The sequence below is a fragment of the Anaerostipes sp. AF04-45 genome, assembly GCF_003461725.1.
GTDB classification, from domain to species: Bacteria; Bacillota; Clostridia; order Lachnospirales; family Lachnospiraceae; genus Anaerostipes; species Anaerostipes caccae.
In genome coordinates, this window is the sequence record NZ_QTXQ01000001.1 from 514,847 (window position 1) to 536,821 (window position 21,975).

Genomic DNA, 21,975 nt, shown 5'->3' on the forward strand with positions numbered 1-21,975 from the left:
GGTTGCCGTTTTGAGCCTTTTCAAGTGTGGCTTTCGGCTTACGACCTGCACCCGGACGCTTTCCGCCACGGCCGCCTGTATTATTCGATTTTGTTGGCACATTTTCACCGCCTTTCCTGTCTGGGCCTATTACCCTTTTGAATACGCAATTTTTTCACACGAACCCCCACGCCCGTTGCACGGGATATAGGTCCCGGAGATTTGACCGCCCCTACCGGGTCAGTGATTATGCCAACGCTCGCCATTTTCTGCGTGAATTTTTGCGTGACAGGACTTACAAAGAGCAATCAGATTTTCTCTTGAATGAGTTCCACCCTTTGACAAAGGCAGCTTATGATGTATCTCTTCGGTCGGCACGAACCTTCCGTCCTCCAAACACTTCTCACACAGCGGATGGGCGGCGGCATAGGAATCTCTTATCCTTTTCCACGCTCTCCCGTAGCGTTTTCTTACGGCAGGGTCACGGTCATAGGTTTCGTATCGTTTGTTTTCCTGCTTTTCATGTTCCTCGCAGAATCTCCCATCTGTTAGGTTAGGACATCCTGGGAAAGAACAGGGACGCTTTGGTCTTCTTGGCACTTGCTTCACCTCCCTTGGGCATAAGAAAAGCCCTGAAGGATTGCTCCCTCAAGGCCTCGTTTCATTCTGCTTTTCGCTGATTATATCATATCATAAATGCCACTGTGGTATCATGTTGCAAAGTGTTGCAAAGTGTTGCAAACCTCAAATCTGAATCGGATTTTCCGGCAACTTCACATGATTAACCGCACTGTTATGCCAACGATACACCGTAGTCCTGTCAGCATGGAGTTCGTCCCCAATCTGTTCCCATGTCAGATTATGAATATAACGGTAACGCAGCACCATGCGTTCATCCGTATCAGTCACTTCATCAATAACCTCACGGATTTGCTCCTTCAAAGCCATCAGCTTAGTAACTTCGGCATGGATTTTATCCTCCAGATCCATAATCTTATCCAGGCATCTGACAAAAGGAGCATCATTGCTTCTCGAAGTCATAACACGGTCGATATCGTATCTTGGGGAAGAAACGCTGCTTGCCATTTCACGCAAACGCTCTACTTCCTCCAAATCTGAATGTATTCTTTGGTCAAGGCGATAGCTTTGACGTAAATATTCCTTTACTTTCACTTGTCTTCCACCTCCGCTTGTAATTTTGATATCAGATACTCCCCATCAACAGAGGTAAGTTCTCTATACCATGCAGAACGGAAGAACCTCTCCACCTCGGCTTTCATTATCTGGGCGGCCTCGTTTCTTGGCCATTTTTTTAATTTTTTAAGGGCATCCCTGTAGTCCTTTACGGCTAACAAGACGATGCTGTTTGCAAGATTTTCATAAGGGTCACTCAATGGGCAGCACCTCCGATTCTTGCTTTCACGGAATCAATCAGTGCCGACTGGATTTTTTCCTTCTTGCGAAGTGCCGCCATCACATCCTCGTCAATGGTATCCTTGGCAATGATATGGTGGATGACCACGGTGTCGTTCTGACCCTGTCTCCATAAGCGGGCGTTGGTCTGCTGATACAGTTCCAGTGACCATGTCAACCCAAACCATATAATCGTGGAGCCTCCGAACTGGATATTCAGACCGTGCCCTGCACTGGCAGGGTGAATAACAGCAACAGGGATTTTTCCGTTGTTCCAATCTTTGATATCCTGGGAGGTCTTAATCTCCCTTACAGAAAAACGCTGTTTGATTCTCTGTAAATCGTGGTTATACCAATATGCAACAAGTACAGGCTTACCGTTGGCAGCTTCAATCAAATCCTCAAGGGCATCCAGTTTTCTGTCATGAATACGGATGACCTCTTTTTCTTCGTTGTAGACCGCACCATTTGCCATCTGCAACAATTTTCCGGAAAGCGCCGCGGCATTTACGGCATCAATCTCCTCATCCTTAAGGGCAACCACCATATCCTCTCGAAGGTCATGGTAGACAGACCACTCTTTTTCCGATAAGGCAACAGGCACTTCGTTGATAATGCACTCCGGCATTTTTAGGAAGTCCGCTGACTTCATGGAAATCGTAATATCCGAAATCAGCTTATAAATGGCATCCTCCGCACCAGGTTTTGGCTTGTAAGAAAAAATCATCTGCTGATTTCTCTTATCCGGTACAAAGAAGTTGTTACGATAATGGGTGATGTACCTTCCAAGCCTCTGACCCATATCAAGCACACGGAACTCTGCCCACAAATCCATAAGTCCGTTACCAGAGGGAGTGCCCGTAAGACCTACCATACGCTTTACGCGGGGTCTTACTTTCAGAAGGCTTTTGAACCTTTTTGCTGCATAGGATTTGAAGGAGGATAATTCATCAATCACCACCATGTCATAATCAAAGGGGAGATGGCTTTTTGTAATAAGCCAGTCCACATTTTCACGGTTGATTAAGTACAGGTGGGCGGGACGCTTTAAGGCTGCAAGCCTTTCTGCCTCTGTTCCGATTGCTACGGAATAAGTAAGACCTTTCAGATGCTCCCACTTTTCGATTTCCGCAGGCCATGTATCCCTTGCCACTCGAAGAGGAGCAATCACAAGCACCTTTTCTACTTCGAATCGGTTCAGCATCAATTCATAAATGGCAGTCAGTGTGATGACACTCTTACCAAGACCCATTTCAAGCAGAACCGCCGCCACGGGATGTTCCAATATGAAGTTCGTTGCATACGTCTGATATTCATGCGGATTGTATTGCATCAATCACACCTCCAATCTGTTCTATACTGTCAACGCAGTAAACCTGAAAGCCGAGGCTTTCCAACTGCTTTTTACGTCTTATCTGTAAAGGACGCATCTTTTTGCCGGGAGCCTTGAATTCCACAAATGCCATTCTTCCCATTGGCAAAAGCACAAGTCGGTCTGGCACACCATCTAAACCGGGACTTACAAACTTCGGTGCGATACCTCCCATTTTCTTCACTGCGTCCGTGAATTTTTTCTCTATCATCTGTTCTCTCATGTCTACACCTCATCTGACACAAGAACACAAAGTCACAACCATTCCCTATATATTCCTTACGCGCCTATACACAGGTGTTTTTTACTTATACCCTTAATAAAAGCCATTTCGAATATAAGGGAAATAGTTGTGTTGTGTCGCATTCTTGTGTTCTTAACCTCCGAATTTGTAAAGTCGCTGCCTGCCATAAATCGGCTGACGCTTGATACTGTTGGTACGCTCCCAACCACTGATTTGACTCATCAACGCTGCAATGGCATAGCTGTCCGAAGGCTTCAATTCCTGCAGATTTTTACCAAAACACTCGCACCAAATTTCCGGATTGCTGACTTCGGTACGAGCCACCACACCTTTATGATCAGGCTGACCAAACTCACTGCCTTGCAGGAAGTTTCGTCTTTGGTACAAATCCATGCTGTCCCAATCGGTCGGAAGTAAGGTGTTCAGATACTCTTCCACCATACCTACACGCTCGTCTACTTCCATCGCAGACTGTTGTATCTTTTCAGCCTCTGCGAGCATATCATCTCTTAAGAAAAGTTCCTCGCCGGACTTCCAGATGGCTTTTGCCTCTGCCCAAAACTGCTGACGGTATTCATCGGTAAAGTTCCAGGTCTTTTTCTGCTTCTTCTGATGCACCTTGATAATCCAAAAACGGCGGTTACCCGTAATATCACGCAGATATCCACGCTCACCGTTAACCGTGGCAATGATAATGCACTGTCTTGGATGAGATTCCACCACTCGACCATAGGAAGGTCTGTACTTGTCATCGCAGGTGGAAAGAAACGCTTTCACTTTCTCAATGTCAGCCTTCTTCATACCTGCAAGTTCGCCAATTTCCACTGCCCAGAACCCCTGCAGTTTTTCTGCACCGGATTTATCATCCATATCCGTAAGGGACAGGGTTTCTGAATAATACTCCGAACCCACAAGGTCTTTCACAATTGTGGACTTACCAATACCTTGTTCACCGTCAAGCACGGGAACACAGTCAAACTTAATGCCGGGAACATAGATACGGGCAACGGCGGCTGCAAAGGTTTTTCTTGTAACCGTGCGTACATATTCCGTATCATCTGCCTGCAGATATTTGATAAAGAGGTCTTCCACACGCTTAACCCCATCCCACTCAGGCAGACTGTCCAAATAATCACGGACAGGGTGAAAGTGACGGTCATCGGCAGCCTTGGTAAAAGCAACATCGTGGTTACGGCTGGAAAAAGGCAGATAGCGAATATCGATAATGGACTTAAGCTGTGCCGTATCCGCATCACGCCAGAATTCATTTCCGGCAGGACGCTCCCAAGGAAGAGGACCTGTAATCTGAATACGATTTGCCATCTCGTTGAAAGCGAAATTCTGAAAATCAGGGTCATTGTTAAGAATAAGGTTCAGATTATATACGCTGTTTTCAAGAAGACTCGACCTCGGCTGATAGTGGAGTTTTTTCTTCCAATCATCGTCCACAGCAGAAAACTCTGCGTCTGCCTGTGCCAAGCGTTCATTGGCAGCAAGGAGTTTTACATCATCCTGCTTCATGGCAAACTCACACATTGCGTTAAAGGATGCCTTGTCATCCTTATCCCCGAATCGATGGATACGAACAATATCAAAAGCATTGCACAATTTAAGGTATGCAGGGTCTTTGGCATGGTGGCTATAGACAAACTTATCCTCTTTGATTTCCACGCCCGCCATACTGCTTGACTGGATAAAATGCCAACGGCTCTCATTTTCTGTTGGCTCATATACATCTGAGAGAAATACCTCCAAAGCCTTGGAAATTGGATAATATACACGGTTAAAAAGACCTACCACACCTTCCTTCGAAAGTGGGTCCTGTACCTTCTGCTGTGTAACACTGTTTGCCTTACTTTCTCTGGATGAAGTAGGCAGTCTTGTAAGGTCAGTCCATTCCGGATGGGCATTGAGGATTTCATCGGGGTCAAGCCAACCGCCGTCCGTTTCCTTATACACAAAAGCACCATTCTGCGGAGTGGACGGCCAGTACATCAGCTGATTGGGAAGGTACGAACACTCGTCAAAATAGTCGATACCGAGCATTTGAGCCACATAGCGGGATACGGCAACGAACTCCTCCGGTGCCACATCACGGGTCAGAGGACATACGATTCTTGCCCTCGGATTTTCTTCTGTACTACTGTGCGTAGTATAAAGCACAGAAGTATATGGAAAGGTTGCTTCAAACGCCTCAAGAAATTCCGTTGTAATACGGTCACCATCAAGAGAAAGCATAGAGCGTGATTCCACGGTGTCGATTTTTCTGCGGCCGCCCTTAAGGACACCGCCAACAAACCCGCCGTGGTCTTTTGCCTGATCACGCTGTGCCTTATTCATCTTGGCGTATTCTTCTGCTGACTCCGGTGTACGAATGGTCACCTTAAGGCGTTCTTTCAGTTCCTCGAAGCCGATGGTTTTATTGACCCATGTCTTTGCCTGTCGGCTGTTGCCGTATGCAATATTTAAATCACGCATTTTTGCTAACCTCCTCACAGTCTTTATTGAACCAACGAATGGTCTGATTTCTCTTTTTTGCAATACCGATTTCATGAGCCATACCTTTGGAAATCACATCACCGAACACCCACAACTCATTACACTTACCAAGCAAAACATAATTGAAATGCATGGCATCGGCGCGTTCTTCCGGTTTGTCATCCGACATAAACTGTGGATACAGTAAATGGGGCGTCATAGGGATTGCATTCTTCTCATAAGCAAAACGGCTGTATTTTCTTGCCTGTTCGGTGTTGTATTCTGTATCACCGGAGAATGGGGAGCAGATGTATACCATAGGGCGGAAAGCGGACTGTCTGTCCGCCTTTACCACATTGGTCATTGCCTCATAACAGGTCGGGTCATAGTAACCTTCAGAGTTAAATTTATCGATTCCCATAGCGTTACACCTCCTGCTCAATCAACGGCATCATGCCGTCTGATTTCATAAGTTGGTAGATGAAAAGTCTGCCTTTTTGTGTCCAGTAGGTATGCACTTTGGTATGGGTTTCGCCGTCAGTACCCGGATAGCTGTGGGTCTTGGTGCTTGTGTAACCCTTCTGTGCATATTTCTGATACAAAAGCCAGATATCGCCCTGCTTGAACTGCACACCTTTTTCATGGAGATAGCGGTTCATCCAGATAGCGGATTTTCCGTAATCCTTGGCAATGGCTGATGTGGAAATAAGGTCTTTGCAGTTTAGAACCACATCGTAATAGCTGACCTTCGGCTTCATCTCCAAAATCTGCTGATTCTGAACGGCAATGGTATCTGTCAGTTCCATGTTCTGATGTCTTAAAAGTGCAAGCTGCTGATTGGCAAACTGCAACGCTCTCGCCATAACCGCTTCGGGTGAGTTCCATGCCTCTTCTACTTGGATGAAATACTGGCGGAACTTTCTACCGATATCGGTACGCTGAATCATGCAGAGCTGTTTTGCCATATCGATGGTAAGCTTATGATTTACCGCAGGGCGGCCACCGGAACTTTCGCTCAAAAATGAGCAGAAGTCTGTACCCTCGGAAAAGCCGTATTCACACATTCTTGGAAACCAATCTTTGTACGCGGTCTTTACCTGCAGAGCATCGTGCAAGTCGCGTCCGTTCACAGTAGGGCGCTCACTGTCATAGTTGATTCTGATTAATTCGTCCATAGCGAATCCTCCTTAAAAATGAAATAGACAGAAGGACAAATCATCCTTCTGCCTATAAGCGAAAAATCCGATGGAATCGAACCCCCAAAATTTAATCTTTTTTATAAAAATCACATTCGTAGCCGTCAGCACGGAGCAGCAACCCCTCTGCCCAAGGCGGAGTTCTGCCCATCTGTTCACAGACAGCCTCAAGGGAAACCCTACGATCACACTCAATAATAATTTCATCGTGGACGTGAGCCACAATGGAGCAATGGCTTAATGTCTGCATGGCATACATCAGAATATCCCTCGCAATAGCCTGCACCGCATTCTCCGTAAATTTAGGACCGTAACTTTCCAAACGCTCCCATTTCTTTGTTGCGCCCACACCTTCATAGGTCACAGCCTCGCCGCCGAACTGATTCTCTCCCATGCGTGGTTTCACATAAGCAAGCCGTCTGCCGGAAGGGAGTGTAAGAAACAGAAATCCACTTTTATAATCAAACTTCAAGCCGTGGGTTTCGGTACTGATTCTCTGTTTGACGCAGGTCTTAACGGCGCGGTCAATATCCCACCACAGCATGGTTATCATGGGATTGGCATTTCTCCACGCTGTCACAAGTGGCTGTAGTTCCTCTTCTGTAAGTCCCATCTCCAAGGCTCCCATTGCTTTAAGGGCACCGACTGAACCGCCGTAACCCAAGGCAAGTTCCGCAATTTTGCCTTTCTGCCTCAAGTGTCCATTAACACCGTGCTTTTCTACCGGAACACCAAACATCTGACTTGCACTGCTGCAATAAATGTCCTTGCCTTCTTCAAACACCTTAATTCTCCACTGTTCGCCCGCAAGCCAGGCGAGAACCCTCGCTTCAATGGCAGAAAAATCTGCCACGATAAATTTTCTATCCTTCTGTGGCACAAAGGCGGTACGGATAAGCTGTGACAGGGTATCTGGAATATCCTCATACAGAAGTTCCAACGCATCATAATTTCCACTGCGAACAAGACCACGCGCCTCTGCCAGATCCGGCATATGGTTCTGTGGCAGATTCTGAAGTTGAATCAACCTTCCTGCAAATCTTCCGGTTCTGTTCGCACCGTAAAACTGGAACATACCTCTTGCACGGTTATCCCTGCAGACTGCATTTTCCATAGCCGTGTATTTTTTGACACTGCTTTTGGCAAGCTGCTGACGTAAGGAAAGCACATCGGTAATATCCGATGGCGCTGTTTTGATTGCCGCCGCCACTTCCTTTTTTCCAAGGCTGTCCATCTCAAGACCATTCTCTGCAAGCCAGGACTTCATCTGCTGTACGGAATTGGGGTTGTCGAGATTTGTCATATCCTGCATTAAAGCCGTTAAATGTTCACGGCTCTTACTGTCGATTTCGATTGCCTCTTTTACAAGCACCATATCCACACCGATACCACGGTCATTGATTTCTTCGCTCACATGATATTCATCCCAAATCTTCTCAGGCACAGGGAATCGGGATAACTTCTCCTGGATACCTATCTCCGTTTCCACATCACGAAGGTTATATGCCTTAAACTGCTGCCATTTTTCCATATCATGTTCCGGCAGATTTCTTGTGCGACCACCATTTACTTTGGTAGGCGCACAGGGAACACAGAAATATTTGATTAAAGATTTACCCTCAGTCAGCTTTTGTTTCTCCAAACCGAGAACTGCACCAACACCTTCAAGGGAAAGCGGCAAACCTAACGTTGCCGCCCAAATCATGGTACAATGCCAACTTGCCGGATTTAGAAAACGGGCGCATTCCTGCGATAGCGGATGGTTGTCATGGAAAGGGTCAAGGCTAACACCCATATCCGATAAATATCTGGACAGGCAGACCCTTTCAAAGGTTGCGTTATACGCCGTTTTTATCACGGCATCATCGGTCAGTGCGTTTATAATTTCAGCAGGGATTTTCTCTCCACAGGCAAGGTCGACTACCTGCACCGTACCACCGTCTACGGCATAGCCAAACAATAATATTTCAAAATCCTCGCTCTCTGCATATTTGTACACACCGCACTTTTGCAGATTGACCGAGGAGAAAGTTTCGATATCTATACTCAATGTCTTCATAGCATTTTCCTTCCTATGACAAAGGCGGCAGAAGAACATCCTCCGCCGCCCGTCATGTTTACTCGGTCACATCATCCTTCTGTGCAGCCTTTTTCTCTTTGCGTTTCGTAATGAAGGCTTTTACCTTCTTTACCACAAAGCGGATAAATTCACATACTGCCCATACGATGCCGTTGATGGCAAGACCGTAGATCAGGCAGAAAAGGACAATCACATCGACCTGTTTCATAAATTCGTATAATTCGTTCATATCGTTTTACCTCGTTATTTCGTAGTTTTCGTTTGAGGCAGACGGTGGTATTTCACACCGCCCGCCAGGGGGGGACACTTAAGCCAAGAAGTCATCATCCTCAACAGTGGAGAAATCATCGGTTGCGGAAGTACGGCCGCCGAGATACTCACCGTCACGGATTTTCTGGATGTTGCCAAGACCACAGGCGATACCGCGATTTCCGTTGCTGTTGAATGCGTAGAAGTTCAAAGACACTCTCGCATAACAACCGGAATAAACCTCATCACGGTCAAGGATAGGCTTCACCGCCTTGTCCACAATCTGAGGGGCAGTGGTGCTGTTGGCGTTTACGAAATAATGACCCTTGTAGGCATCATCATCACGCTCCTCATCGCCGTCACGAAGAGGCAATTTGATAGCACCCTTGTTAGGCTTCTTGCCACCGAATTTGGCGATGCCTTCCTCAATCGCAGCATCCACAGCTGCATTGATAGCGTTGATGGTTTCGGTATCGTCCTTCGGAATCAGCACAGATACGGAATACTTTTCAGTGCCGCCATTAATGCTGACAGGCTCCCAACCGTGGAAGTAAGAAAGACGAGTGTTCTTGCCAGTGATAACCTTAGTTCTGTTTACGTTTGCCATAATATTAATCCTCCATAATTTCATTGAATTCGTTTTTTGCGTCTGATACATTCATTGCCTGCCTCTTATCCGAAAGGGGAACGAGAGTAGGCTTTCCGGGTGGTTTGATAACGAGGTCACCCAGGATTTCCTCGAACTGCTTTTTGCCCATCAGCTTCTGCATTTCTGTCAGTGTGATAAGGCTCTGACGGTAAATATCTGTGTAGCCGTGTTCCTTGGCTGCTTTTGCAACAGCGTCCTCATCCGAGAACTTACGGTTGGAACGCCCCTCCACAACTTTGAACCCGCTCCACTCCTTACCGTGGTTTAGTGCCGCCTCCAGGGCATAGGCACTGATTTCATTTGCCCATTTGGTAATGTCCGATAGCATGGGAAGAATGGATTCAATCTCTTCGTCTGTAAGTAAAGGTGGTAGCTTGAATTCTTCCTCTGCGATACGGAGTTTTTCTGCTGCCCTTGCACGGCACTTAACCGCTGCACGGCAGAACTGACACCACTCTCCAGGACAATATTCGCCCTCGCCCTTGTCAGCCATTTGTGCCTTCGGTTTCAGTTCGTTTTCTGCCCAATCTTTCAAATCCTCCACGGGCATCGTCCATGTCTGGACATTCTCACGTCTTGGCTGAAAAATGGAAAGTGAAACTTCCTTGATGTCATACAGGCTCTCATAGACACTGAGTGCTGCGATGCCGTAACACATAAGCTGCGTATTTCGTTCCGCATCCACAAGCACCCCAAGTCCGTACTTTGCGTCTATGATATGCAGGGTGTCATCTGAAACCATCAGACAGTCTGCCGTACCAAAAGAACCGGGAACAAACTCCGACAGGTCCAATTTCTGCTCAATCAGCACCAATGGGTCAGAGCAGGTCTGCTTTGCTTTTTCAAACTGTTCTAAGACGAACTCCACATAAGCGTCAGAGTGTTCTTCCATCTCATCCGAATTGAATGCAGAAACCGGACGTTTACTGCGTCTGCGAAGTGCCTTCTTCAGCTTGTGTTCGCACAGGGCGTGAAAAGCGGTACCTTCCTCGGCAGCATTGCTGCTCTTGTTTTCAAATTCCGTTTCCAGAACCGCACTCGGTGTACACGATAACCACCTGTGGGAACTGGAAGGGGAAAGCAGTGCGTGATTACCCATTGCCAAGCACCTCCGCATCTTTGATGATGTCTGCATAATGCTTCGGGTCAACATCCGACAGCTTGCTGCCGCCGTATTTGGTAATCAGACCCTTAACCTCGGATGTCATACCGTTCTGGCTTTTCACCGCAAGTACGGCACGGACATCTTCTAATGTAGGCATCTTTTCTGCGATAGCCTTTGGTGTGGGTTGTCCTGTTTCGACAGGCCTCGACACTTCTTTGGCTTCTACGAACAGTTCCTGGCTGTCTGCGAATGCATAAGCCACAGCCTCCAGTCCGTCTGCCAATGAGTGCATCAGCTTCACCACATCAAGGAGCAGGTTAAATTTGTTTGCGTTTGTCATGGTTCTCGCCTCCTTTCAGTTCGTGAATCTCGACGGTCTGCACCGAATCACCGGGGGACAGAACCAGAACGTTTACCTGCTGACCGAAGAGAAAATCCAATATTCTCTTGCGAATCTGCATCGTACCGCTTCGGACTACCGGAGAAGGCGTACCGCCGGGTTTTGCAATGTTGATACATACCTTGTGTTTAATTCCCATTGCACTTGGCTCCTTTCCGAGGAGTTTTTCTCACCCCTCTGTCCATAAGCGAAAAATGAGGGGGAATCGAACCCCCTCAAATCAACTTTTTTCAAATTTTCTTTTTCAGCGTTGCGTAAATCTTACTCAAGCGGTTACGGATAGCCGCTTCGGAAACACCTTCTTCCGCTGCGATATCCACGTTGGTCATGCCACAGTAGAACTTCTTCACAACAGTATCTTTCTGCTTGTCCGTCAGTTCTGAAAGTGCAACCTTCAGCTTCGCCATTCTGGAAGAACGCTCCTCTTCTGCAATGGATGAAAGAATCTGCTGCAGAGGGTTGTAGCTTTCATCCTCAAGATAAGGGTTGCGGTCATCCGCATCGTCGCCGTCACCGTCATGGTAGCCGTCATAGTGAACTGGGCAGTGATATGCTTCTCTACGTTGTGCATCCAACTCGTCATCATCCATGCCGTGAAGCTGTGAGATAATAGTTGCATTTTCTTCGTTTTCTCCCGGAGTAATGGTGTAGCTTGTACCATCGTTGAAGTAATAAACGTAATTTGTGCGATTGTCTTCCGCTGTTTTGAACTTTCTCATTTAAAGTCCCTGCCTTTCTTTTCCGCCCGAAAGGCAGGCGGCAGGGACACAAAAAGAGCCGATGTGATGGTACACACCGACTCTGATACCGAAAATGGGCACGGCAAAGCACGGTGGGTACATCTTTGGTCAGTCCACGGCTATACCGTGAATTTGACTCTTGATGTATCCCGCCGCCTTAAGGTCGACCACTTCGGGCATTGGAATATTTTTTATTTGAACAGTTCCTCTGTTCGCTCTTAATTGTAGCTGAAACAGTTTCAAAACACTCGGACATGGGATGTCCGTTGAAAGCTGCTATAAAATACAATAGAGCCATGAACAACGGATTTTATTTCCGCCGTTCATGGCTCTATTGTATTTTATAAAGGACTACTACTGCATTGAGTAACCCGTCTTAAAAACTTTTCTTATTCTGTTTTCACAAATTTTTCAAGTCCAAGAGACTTCATTCTTTCAGCATCTGTATCTGAACAAACCTCATAGAATTGCTTATAGGTTAATGTATCAGTATCTTTATCGACGAAATATATCAACAAAAAATCTTTACAATATTTTTCGCTGACATACACTTCAAAATCAACCCTCATGCCTCTGCCTATAATACCATCATCTCTTTCATAAAACTCGTTAATCTGCCGTGCAACCTCTTCTGCAACACAGCCTTCAATATCTCTTCTATCTATGAGAAATTCTCGAAACATATCTAAAACATTGATTCCTTCTGGCCACATATAAAATTTCATCCTATCTTTTAATTCATCATTTAGATTATGAATTACTTTTTCAGCAAATCGGCCTCCTATATCCATTGCTAAATCTCTGCTCGTTATGGATCGGGCAACGAAATGACATATAACAGAATTTACAAACTCCAAGTCATCCAGATTTCTATATGAATAGATAATGCTCTTTATTTCATATATTGTCGTCTCAATCTCTCGTTTCTTCTGAATTAAGTCAAATGCACCGAAATTAATGGCTGTGCGATTTTCTAATTTCTTTATCCACGCCTGTAATACAACAGCATCCGCTTTTTGTGGATTTTTTACCGCCGTCATTAAAGAACGGTACTTGTTATTATAGCCATAATAATCGTTCGAAACCTTATCACCGTTTTTCTTATTATTGATAAGTTCTTGCATAATTATTACAAGCATATCCAGTGAAATTCCATTGCTGAAATCAGCACCTTTATATTTTTCAATCCACGATGCTATAATTTTTGCTTTGTCTGCAGCATACAAATAATGCTTGATATCATTCTCGTCAATGTTCTTTCCATAAGCCGTCAAACACAACGCAAGTTCTGCTCCAGAGTCCTCATTCTTATTTTTCAAGTGTTCTTTGATTAGATGCAGAAATTCCCATTTTGCCTCATAGGTTTCGTATTTCTTGAAAATTTCAATATAATCTTTATCCGGCGGTGCTGTTAAGCATATCTCATAGTTTAACCGAATTCTGTCATTTTCATTACATAATAACCTATGACACGCCAATAAATTAAAGAAAGCAGGTAGAACCTTTTCAGGCTTAGATAAACTTATGACATCATGATTTTTTAGTTTATCTAACACCTTTTCTTTAAGAAATCGATGTATCCTATCTAACTCTTTTAATGCATCCTCTGGGTGTTCCAAAGCACTATCATTTATTACATAATCAAAAACTTTGTCTGTTATATACTCCCAATATGCGTTTATTTCTTCCAATCGAATTTCACGCTCTTTTGCATCGGGTACTGCACTTTTTATATCAGCATACAACCTTGCAAAATATACACCATATACACTAAATGGTGTATATTCACTTGGTACATTCGAAAGACGCGGCTTCGCCAAAATGTCCGTAATCTGTATCCTGTAATTATCAGATATAACTTTTGTTTTAGGGTCACCGTTCTTTTCAATATAAAACAATAGCTTTAAAACCCTAAACATATCAAATATTTCTGCTTTATCTGTTCCGGCAATTCTGTTGATATCAAATTCTAATACAGATTTCAATTTATCTACCAGCCCCGAACCATCACTATTGGTAAATTTATCTCTTATCGTATCCTCATCAATAAATTCTCCAGGATGAGTATTTTCAAATTCATTTACCAGATCCATATATAAAGAATGCCATGAAACGGGACAATCTTTACTATATTTCTTATCAATATCAAATCTTCCCATTCCGCACCTCTCTATATCAAAGCAGCCGGACATGGGATGTCCGGCTACAGAAAAAACTTTTTCAAACTATTTATGAAACCCTATTCTGCCTTCCCAGAGGTTTCAATCCTTGAGCCGTTAACATTTCATTGCAATCAAATATCGACATATGGTAACAGGAGTTCAATAAGAACTGGTACATAATATGCTGTTCAGTCATCATAAAACTCTTGCCGGATGCCTTCATTAGACACGCACTTAAAACGGGTGGTAACTTCATGCCGATACATAATTGCATTACCGTTTCAATCGTAACATTATCCGGCTCTGTATTTCTTAAGCGTTGAATCGTTTTCTCACTCATGTCTGCGGCTTCAGCCAATTCTTCTTCTGTCATCTCCGCCCACCCTATAAGAGCATCAAGTGACCCCGAAAAATTCATGGGAAGTTTTTTGGCAATAGACAACACATCCGCATTATAGTCTTTTATCATCTGCACTTGATTTTTGGCACTCTTGCTCTTATCAGAATAATGTGCCTCAAATGTAATGTCAGATGATTTATCTCTGTTAAGGAAACACTCCGTATGGTAATGCTCGGTAACCGATGTCTTGATTTTTAAGTCAAACACCAAACAGCATTCTTCCATATGATTTCTGGCATAATGTGTAAGGCTTTGTTTTCCAAATCTGTCCGTTTCCAAATACAGTGGAGTGTTAAGGACAAAGTGAGAATCAACAAAAACATATTCATTATCCGCCAAAACTGCTGCCAATTCAGGATTGAATTTGGATTCAACAATGGCATCACGCGCTGAAATCGAAAATGTTTTGTTTCTGTCCAGACTGCCGTTAGACGGTTTATGCGGCTTCACATAACGATTATCAACATAAATAAATGCTCCGGCGACCTCTTCATATCCTGCATCCAACATTCGTATCTTCGCAGCAAGTCGTGAAACACCAAAGATAATAACCAGTTCATCAATAATCGGCTCGATGATATCAATCATATCGTAAGCCTTCATTTCTCTACGATATTTACTGATAAGCTGTTCTACCTTTTTCTTAAACATGGTAATAGGCATCTGAATACGTGGAGCCAAAGCGTTAGCTTGCCATTCCATCCAATCAATCGAATCTCTGCGATTTCCGGCAACACCGCCGATTACCTTGCAACCGATATTGGAAAGGCTATTGTCATATAATCTCACAAGTGCAAATGCCTTTTTATGTTTATCCCAGTGGACACACTCGTGTACTATCGTGTTATTGACACTGCCTAACACGGATAAAAATGCCGTTTTCTTATCAACTAAAATAGTACCTGCAGGAATATGTTCTTGATACATCTCATCTGCCACTGGGTTATATAAATCAGCCTGACAATCGCAGAAGAAACTTCTGCCGAAAACAGTACCATCTCTAGTAATATTCTCATAGCGAACCGTCAATCCCATATTTTTTGCAAGCTCTAACGGATTGAGCCACATCGGCTCCAATAACGCTTTTTTATAATGCTTACGAAGAAATTGCTCTGCAGCATCGTCCAGTTGATTTTTATTTATTACCGGAACAAGTGCATCATCCATCGGATTCTGTACTCGACTTTTTCCATTGTATCTTGATACTCGAAGAATTTCAAAATCGTCAAGATTCTTATCCAAATCACCGCGACAGTGAGCCATCATCCACACGATATTTTCATCGTAATCATCGTAATGATAATCACCCTCATGAGTTTCAAACCAAATAGATACCGCTACATCAAAATGTATCTCCATGCCTGGTTTGTCCTCAACCCACACGTGTTCTACCTTAACATCGGAAATTTCCGTCTCTCCGGCACGATGAATTCTCCTCAGTTCAATACCCAAGGAATCAAAATTTGCCTCCAGGTAGCTTTCGGCAGCCGCCCAGAAATTATTATCAAATCTCTTTTTTACATATTCAGTAAATGAACGATGCGCTGCCATAATTCTACCCTCCTTACCAGATTCAGAGTTTCAAAAGAGAAAGGTCAAGTTTTCTTCCTGATAAATAATTTTCATATGCCATTTTAGCTGGAATGAATCGTACTTTTATACATTCCAATCCAAGTTTTGAAAGCATCTGCAAGGATACCGATTCTTTGTCCACAATAGAATTTCCTTCTGTAGGCATCAAAAAGCAATTTTTTACTGCTGAAAACTTATGCTCGCTCATGAATTCTTTGTATGCCAATTGATATAAATATTGCTTTGTAACCGACTCAATCCCAGGTTGCCCTTTCGGTACATTGCCCGGTTCCAACTTAGCGTTATAATATTTTGCATCAAAAATAATAAACTGCCAATTTCCATCGACCATAGAAATAGTAACAATATCCGGTATTAAAGTATCTGCTGCTGTTTTTCCTGTTGCTACCCATAATGGTTTTTCAATTATTTCAATCAATTTTTCCCGTCTGTCGTACTTATTCCTTAGCGGAATAGGTAACCTTAATGTCCCTAAGCGATTTTCAAGCTGATTATCCATGATTTCAGCACAAACTCTTTCCCACACAAGGTTGAAGCTGTTGGTTCCAAACAGTGATAGGCAATCCACATCATATAAACTTCCACTGTGGTCAAGATAAGTATAAATTGTTTTCAAAACAAGCTGTTTTCTTGTATTGAATTGGGTGCCTAACTCTTTCTCAATATTATATAGAACAACTTCTTTATCACCGAAGTCATCTAAAGTTTCTTCTGTGAGGTCAACACCCATCAGTTCAAACAAATTCAATAATCCAGCATCCTCAAGTTCTTTTGAGGCAATCGTAAGTACGCATTCATGCAAGCGTTTGAAATAATCATGCTCGTCAGAAATTCTTTTCCTTGTTTGCAAATCCACATAATACGGGCGATTGTTAGAAATCATCGCAAAGGTCTCATTAATCGTCTTATCCCAAATTATCTCACCAGACCCATTACTCTCAACAATATCATCTGTATTCTCGTAGATGCCATTTTCATAATAGTCTTGCATTAAAAACAACAGTACTGCCAATAAATTAAAGGACCTACTCTCGCTACTGTCATTAAACATTCGAATAATCTGTTCCTTGGAATTATATTTTTCAAGGACCTTAATAACCTGTGTTAATTCCTGCTCGGGATGCGTGACTGTTAGCAAATACTTCGGATAACATTTCAAAACAAGTCCCGATACAACGATAACTCCAACAAAAGTAAAAACATAAAGGTATTCGTTTTCTCCTATTTCAACGTCAGAAACTTCTATATCTTCATCTATAAGTTCCGACATATCACGCTGTTTCTCTTCCGCTTTTACAGCCTTTAAGACTCCGAATTCCTTGAGTTTACGGATAATCGAAACCGTTTTTTCTTCTGAACAAGAAAAGATTTTACTGAGTTCCTTCTGTGTATACCTTTTTTGTTCTCTTACAAATTCAGAGTGCATTTATGTACCTCCTTACTCATTATCAACAGGAGATGCACGGGTCAAGTCTTCCGGCTCTGCTTCAAGTTGAATATCGTGATGAAATATTCCAACGCCTTTTTTCTCAAATTCTCGGCAAATTTCTGAGTATCGACTACTGTTTTCGAAGCAACCTTCAAACAATTTCGGACGTTTCTGCTTTGCTGCATCTTCGAACAGATACATAATTACCTTACTCTTGAATGTGTGAATAAATCTTTCATTATCAATTTCTGCACCTTCTTCAGGAACAACAATATTTCTCGCAATGAAATAAGGCCCCAACTGTTTATCTTCATTAATTTTCTCTTTTGCCAAGAAGTTATTAATGGCCTTACGCAGTTTATTCCACTCAACCTTGTGCTTGGTATTTCCTGACCCCAGCACAACCGTTTTCCCAATCAAATCTTTTTCACTGTCATCGATTCCTAAATAGGTGAAGTCCCATCTACGCTTAAATGCAGTGTCCATCGGAAATACTCCTTGGTCAGCACTATTCATTGTCGCCCAAATAAACATATTATCTGGAATTTTGATAGTTTCCACTGCTCCTATATCTACCCCGAGTTCCTTTGCAAGATAGATGCGCATCTCAATAGTCGTCGCGATTTCATATTCACTATCGTTAGTTGACGCCCTGTCAAGCAACTGAAACACATCGCCAAAAACAGCAGCCACATTGGCTCTATTTATTTCTTCAATAATAAGTAAATGTGGTTTTGGATTATCAGTCATTGCACTTTTAAGTGCTTTTGCCAACACTCGCATAAAAGGACCCGGAACATACTCATATGCGATTTCTTCTTTTGCCTTTATATCAGAAGGGAGTGCTACATATGGTCTAAGTGCCTTCCCGTGATTTCGTTCTACGCTATTATCACCAACAGCATCTGTTCCATCTTGCTTTCTTGTTTTAAATACTTCATCGGTATACAATCCTAGCAAAATGGGCAGCCTTGTTAATCCATCATCCTTGAATCGATCATATAACAAATCATATTTTTCCTGCGCTGTTTTTGTTTTGTCCAACAACACAGAAACCACTTCTTTACTCATACAGTCAATTGTGCCGGAACTTCCACCGACCATAACAGGCTTATATGTGCCAACAAAATTCGCATAAGAATAGTCTGGATGAAAAGTAACTCGTTCCTCATGTCCACCATCTGCCAAGAGTTCCTTCGCCTCTTTGTTTAGAGTGAAACTTTTACCTGTTCCCGGTGCGCCAAAAATAATTCTATTCCTTGGAGATTTAAGCTTAATACCCGTACAAAAATCAACCGCTTCAAAACTATTTTTTGATGTGATATCTACTGCATTTTCAAAGCTTTCAGGTTCTGTATGTTCTGCCAATTCACTTACATTACCCGTATGCAACCACTCACAATTACGAAGGTAAAAATACAGGAATTCTGGCCGAAATGCGCAAGCATACTCACCCTTACCTTTATCTTGCTGAACAAATCCTTCTCGCATTGCTTTCGCAATACTTGTAATCTTTATCTGTTTAGAAATTGGGGTTTCGAGAGAAGCTGCTGCTGAAGCCATAACCTTCCAGGTGCAGAGGATAGTTTCACCATCACGATTATATACACCTAAAAAAACAGCCTTTTTACCTTCTTCCCCTCGTTCAAACACATAGTTAAGATATTTTGCTTTCGGCTGAATACGCTGTTCATCTTTTAATCCACTTCTGCCACCAGGGGTGGTTCCTTTGGCACAGATAAATACATCTCCTATACCATCATTTCCTTCAGGAAAGGTAACATGAAAAACATCATCATATTCCTCTACTTGTTCAACATAAGCAGGAAATGGAAACTTACTAAACACAGACTCAAGACTTGATAATACCTGTTCAGCAGAAAAGTAATTATTTTTATCATACTCAACAGATATAATTTTTCCGCCTTTATCCGCAAATTGATATTCTGGCATGTAGATGCCCTCCTTCCATGTCTGTATTATTTGTCACTAAAGTACTGACGCATGATTTCACTAGCGACAATATTGGCCATTTTTACAGGTACAGCATTTCCTACCTGACGCCACTGGTCCTTAAAATCTCCGCATAATTCGTAGTCGTCATCAAACGTCTGAATTCGCTTAATTTCATTGATGCGAAGAAATCTATTCGTCCAATGAAACGGTCCCATATTATTTGAAAAGCTAGCCTGTATTGTCCATGAAGGTCTATCTGGTGATAACTTTAGTAAGAACGACCAATACCTTGAACGCCATTTAAAAATTGGATTCGGGTATCCTCGCTCGGCCGTAAAATAAAGATAATTATCTCCTGGAGGCACAAGTTTTAATAAGTCCTTGTGTTTAGAACCCGCCTGCATTTCTTCATCTTCCGGAAGAGGATAATCCAAATCGCCAATTGCCTCTTTGCAAGTCACCCATGGTTTCAAATTTGTGGATGCTACATCCGATTTTTCTGGATTGTAATGAGTTTCTTCTGGAAATACGAATTTGCAGCCGAAATCTCTGCGTACACCAACACAAATGAATCTTTCTCTAGTCTGTGGTACGCCATAATCAGCAGTATTAACAACCTTATAAGTAATTTCATAACCGTACTCTTCTGCACGTTCTTTCAACAAATCGAAAGCTGCTTTGTGTGGCTTATAAACAAAGCCAAATACATTTTCAAAGAAAAATACCTTAGGCCTAATTTCATCAAGTGCTCTAAAATATTCATATAATGTGAAGGAATTTTCATCCTCAAGTGCACGTTTTTTCTCCGTGCGATAGAATCTAGACTTTGAATACGCAGGGCACGGAGGACCCCCTACCAAGATATCAATGTCTGATTTTTTCATATTAATTTGTGCAAGACAAGCATCATAGTCTATTTTTCGAATATCATCACAAACTACAAGCTTTCCTACTTTATTTTTCTCAAGCGTATCACAAGCGGGTTTCCAAAAATCAGTTGAGAAACAAATATCGAATCCGGCTTTTTTGAAACCACAATCAATACCGCCACCACCTGAGAATATACTCAGTACATTTGGCATTATTCTAAACTCTCCTTCAAATATTCTATCATTGCTTTTCCCATAAGGCACGGAACAGCATTTCCAATCTGTTTTTGAACAGAACGTCTATTTCCGCAGAATTTGTAGCCTTTAGGGAATGTCTGAATTGCTGCCACTTCAGGTGCACGTAATCTTCGGTTATCCCAATGGAAAGGTCCTACCCAAGGACCTGGCTGGGCACACACAGTCCATGACGGCTGGTCAGGGGACAATTTCAACAAGAAATTCCAAAAGCGCTTATCTGCAACGAATTTCGGATTCGGATATCCCGCCCAAGCGGTTAATGCTTTGTAATTCATTCCAGGCGGAACTTCGCAAAGGTCATCATAGTAGGTTCCGCCTTTTGCAACTTCATATTCCTCAAAAAATTCATCGCCCTCATAACCAGCAATTGCTTCCCCTGCCGTAACATAGGGCTTTAATCCGTTCTTTGAACATTTTTGAGGGTCGTCATGAGTCTTAATAGGTTCGTCACGTTTAAATTCACCCTTTGTTCCAATGATAAAGAGACGCTTTCTCTTTTGTGGCACACCATATTCCAAAGCATTTGCACGGACAATTTTATATTTATATCCTGCTTCCTCAATGATGTCGATAAATGTGTCCACGATTACACGGTTTGTTGGATGCAACAGGCTTTCTACATTTTCAAAAACAAAACCATCTGGCTGAATATCTGTCACAACGCGCAAGTATTCATTCACAAGAGTTGCTCTAGGATCATTAATTCCACGACGCACCTGGTTGGTTACCCAATATCCTGCCTTTGAAAAAGGCTGACAAGGTGCACCGCCAATAACAATAAACTTCTTAGGCTTTCGTTTTTCAACAATTGCTTTGAAAACATTGCTTTCAATCTCATGAAGGTCTCCTTCGAAAATCTCAGTATCACCAAAATAATTCTCATTTGCCTTTAATGTTTCAATGCAGTCAGAATCAAAGTCTGTACTTGAAATAACGGGTACACCAGCCATCACACTGGCAATATCTAACCCTCCCGCTCCAGAGAACAAGCTAACTGCAACTATATCTTCGTTCATAATTACTCTCCAATCATTACATGGCACTTTTGCCACTTTTTATCCAGGCATCAACCTCAGACAATTTAAATTTCCATTGTCGACCAATTTTATGCGCAGGAATATCAGTTTTCTTTATCCAGTTACGAATAGTATCTTTATTAACTCCTAAGTAACTAGCTACTTCATCTAGACTTGACCAAGGTTCATTAATGTACTCTTCCATGGCTGTACCTCCTTCTATTATCTTTTTATTATAGTTGAATAAATCGAAATAGTCAAGAAGTAGCGACATTATTTATGTTTAAGTATGAATAACAATGAACTATTGCAAAGAAGCTGTGTTTTTCAAAAATAACATTGAATATATACAAATAAAAATATTCATGATACAATGTACATATTCAA

22 protein-coding genes are annotated in these 21,975 nt (G+C 42.7%); all 22 read right to left on the minus strand.

Going from position 1 to position 21,975, the window contains the following annotated elements; translation table 11 throughout:
• Nucleotides 1-219: 219 nt before the first annotated feature.
• Nucleotides 220-579, minus strand: a complete 360-nt coding sequence (locus tag DWV34_RS02730) for an HNH endonuclease (protein ID WP_118475338.1) — start codon at nucleotides 577-579, stop codon at nucleotides 220-222.
• Nucleotides 580-723: 144 nt separating this feature from the next.
• Nucleotides 724-1,065, minus strand: coding sequence for a DUF1492 domain-containing protein (locus DWV34_RS02735; protein ID WP_330416952.1), 342 nt, complete (start codon nucleotides 1,063-1,065; stop codon nucleotides 724-726).
• An 83-nt stretch (nucleotides 1,066-1,148) separates the two neighbouring features.
• On the minus strand, nucleotides 1,149-1,373 hold the full coding sequence (locus DWV34_RS02740) for a hypothetical protein (RefSeq protein WP_118475342.1): 225 nt from the start codon (nucleotides 1,371-1,373) through the stop codon (nucleotides 1,149-1,151).
• Nucleotides 1,370-2,725 carry an SNF2-related protein gene (locus tag DWV34_RS02745; protein WP_118475344.1) on the minus strand — a complete coding sequence of 452 codons (1,356 nt, stop codon included), beginning with the start codon at nucleotides 2,723-2,725 and terminating at the stop codon, nucleotides 1,370-1,372. Before DWV34_RS02745 ends, DWV34_RS02740 begins: the two co-directional genes overlap by 4 nt.
• Nucleotides 2,706-2,987 (minus strand): VRR-NUC domain-containing protein, encoded by a 282-nt coding sequence (locus DWV34_RS02750; RefSeq protein ID WP_118475346.1) that lies wholly within the window; start codon nucleotides 2,985-2,987, stop codon nucleotides 2,706-2,708. Before DWV34_RS02750 ends, DWV34_RS02745 begins: the two co-directional genes overlap by 20 nt.
• Before the next feature lie 153 nt (nucleotides 2,988-3,140).
• A complete protein-coding gene (locus tag DWV34_RS02755) occupies nucleotides 3,141-5,486 on the minus strand; it encodes a virulence-associated E family protein (protein WP_118475353.1) in 2,346 nt (781 codons plus the stop codon).
• Complete coding sequence (locus DWV34_RS02760) at nucleotides 5,479-5,907, minus strand: DUF7768 domain-containing protein (RefSeq protein ID WP_118475355.1); 429 nt, start codon at nucleotides 5,905-5,907, stop codon at nucleotides 5,479-5,481. Before DWV34_RS02760 ends, DWV34_RS02755 begins: the two co-directional genes overlap by 8 nt.
• 4 nt (nucleotides 5,908-5,911) lie before the next feature.
• On the minus strand, nucleotides 5,912-6,661 hold the full coding sequence (locus tag DWV34_RS02765; protein ID WP_118475357.1) for a phage antirepressor KilAC domain-containing protein: 750 nt from the start codon (nucleotides 6,659-6,661) through the stop codon (nucleotides 5,912-5,914).
• A 91-nt stretch (nucleotides 6,662-6,752) separates the two neighbouring features.
• Nucleotides 6,753-8,741, minus strand: coding sequence for a DNA polymerase (locus DWV34_RS02770; RefSeq protein WP_118475359.1), 1,989 nt, complete (start codon nucleotides 8,739-8,741; stop codon nucleotides 6,753-6,755).
• Between the two features lie 58 nt (nucleotides 8,742-8,799).
• On the minus strand, nucleotides 8,800-8,991 hold the full coding sequence (locus tag DWV34_RS02775; RefSeq protein ID WP_118475361.1) for a hypothetical protein: 192 nt from the start codon (nucleotides 8,989-8,991) through the stop codon (nucleotides 8,800-8,802).
• Nucleotides 8,992-9,069: 78 nt separating this feature from the next.
• Nucleotides 9,070-9,618, minus strand: a complete 549-nt coding sequence (locus tag DWV34_RS02780) for a DUF2815 family protein (protein ID WP_118475363.1) — start codon at nucleotides 9,616-9,618, stop codon at nucleotides 9,070-9,072.
• A 4-nt stretch (nucleotides 9,619-9,622) separates the two neighbouring features.
• Nucleotides 9,623-10,759 carry a DUF2800 domain-containing protein gene (locus DWV34_RS02785; RefSeq protein WP_118475365.1) on the minus strand — a complete coding sequence of 379 codons (1,137 nt, stop codon included), beginning with the start codon at nucleotides 10,757-10,759 and terminating at the stop codon, nucleotides 9,623-9,625.
• A complete protein-coding gene (locus DWV34_RS02790; RefSeq protein WP_118475367.1) occupies nucleotides 10,752-11,105 on the minus strand; it encodes an rRNA biogenesis protein rrp5 in 354 nt (117 codons plus the stop codon). Before DWV34_RS02790 ends, DWV34_RS02785 begins: the two co-directional genes overlap by 8 nt.
• A complete protein-coding gene (locus DWV34_RS02795) occupies nucleotides 11,083-11,304 on the minus strand; it encodes a hypothetical protein (protein WP_118475369.1) in 222 nt (73 codons plus the stop codon). The genes DWV34_RS02790 and DWV34_RS02795 overlap by 23 nt, the downstream gene beginning before the upstream one ends.
• Nucleotides 11,305-11,395: 91 nt before the next feature.
• Nucleotides 11,396-11,740, minus strand: coding sequence for an RNA polymerase sigma factor (locus DWV34_RS02800; protein WP_243000800.1), 345 nt, complete (start codon nucleotides 11,738-11,740; stop codon nucleotides 11,396-11,398).
• 554 nt (nucleotides 11,741-12,294) lie between these two features.
• Complete coding sequence (locus DWV34_RS02805) at nucleotides 12,295-14,064, minus strand: hypothetical protein (RefSeq protein ID WP_118475373.1); 1,770 nt, start codon at nucleotides 14,062-14,064, stop codon at nucleotides 12,295-12,297.
• 70 nt (nucleotides 14,065-14,134) lie between these two features.
• Nucleotides 14,135-16,018, minus strand: a complete 1,884-nt coding sequence (locus DWV34_RS02810) for a helix-turn-helix domain-containing protein (RefSeq protein WP_118475375.1) — start codon at nucleotides 16,016-16,018, stop codon at nucleotides 14,135-14,137.
• 22 nt (nucleotides 16,019-16,040) lie between these two features.
• Nucleotides 16,041-17,486 (minus strand): LlaJI family restriction endonuclease, encoded by a 1,446-nt coding sequence (locus DWV34_RS02815; protein WP_118475378.1) that lies wholly within the window; start codon nucleotides 17,484-17,486, stop codon nucleotides 16,041-16,043.
• Between the two features lie 12 nt (nucleotides 17,487-17,498).
• Complete coding sequence (locus DWV34_RS02820) at nucleotides 17,499-19,442, minus strand: AAA family ATPase (RefSeq protein WP_118475380.1); 1,944 nt, start codon at nucleotides 19,440-19,442, stop codon at nucleotides 17,499-17,501.
• Nucleotides 19,443-19,468: 26 nt separating this feature from the next.
• Nucleotides 19,469-20,527, minus strand: coding sequence for a DNA cytosine methyltransferase (locus tag DWV34_RS02825; protein ID WP_118475382.1), 1,059 nt, complete (start codon nucleotides 20,525-20,527; stop codon nucleotides 19,469-19,471).
• Nucleotides 20,527-21,588 (minus strand): DNA cytosine methyltransferase, encoded by a 1,062-nt coding sequence (locus DWV34_RS02830; protein ID WP_118475384.1) that lies wholly within the window; start codon nucleotides 21,586-21,588, stop codon nucleotides 20,527-20,529. The genes DWV34_RS02825 and DWV34_RS02830 overlap by 1 nt, the downstream gene beginning before the upstream one ends.
• Nucleotides 21,589-21,604: 16 nt before the next feature.
• The gene (locus DWV34_RS02835; RefSeq protein WP_118475386.1) at nucleotides 21,605-21,793 is read right to left on the minus strand and encodes a helix-turn-helix domain-containing protein; all 189 of its coding nucleotides are present in this window, start codon (nucleotides 21,791-21,793) and stop codon (nucleotides 21,605-21,607) included.
• Between the last annotated feature and the right edge of the window lie 182 nt (nucleotides 21,794-21,975).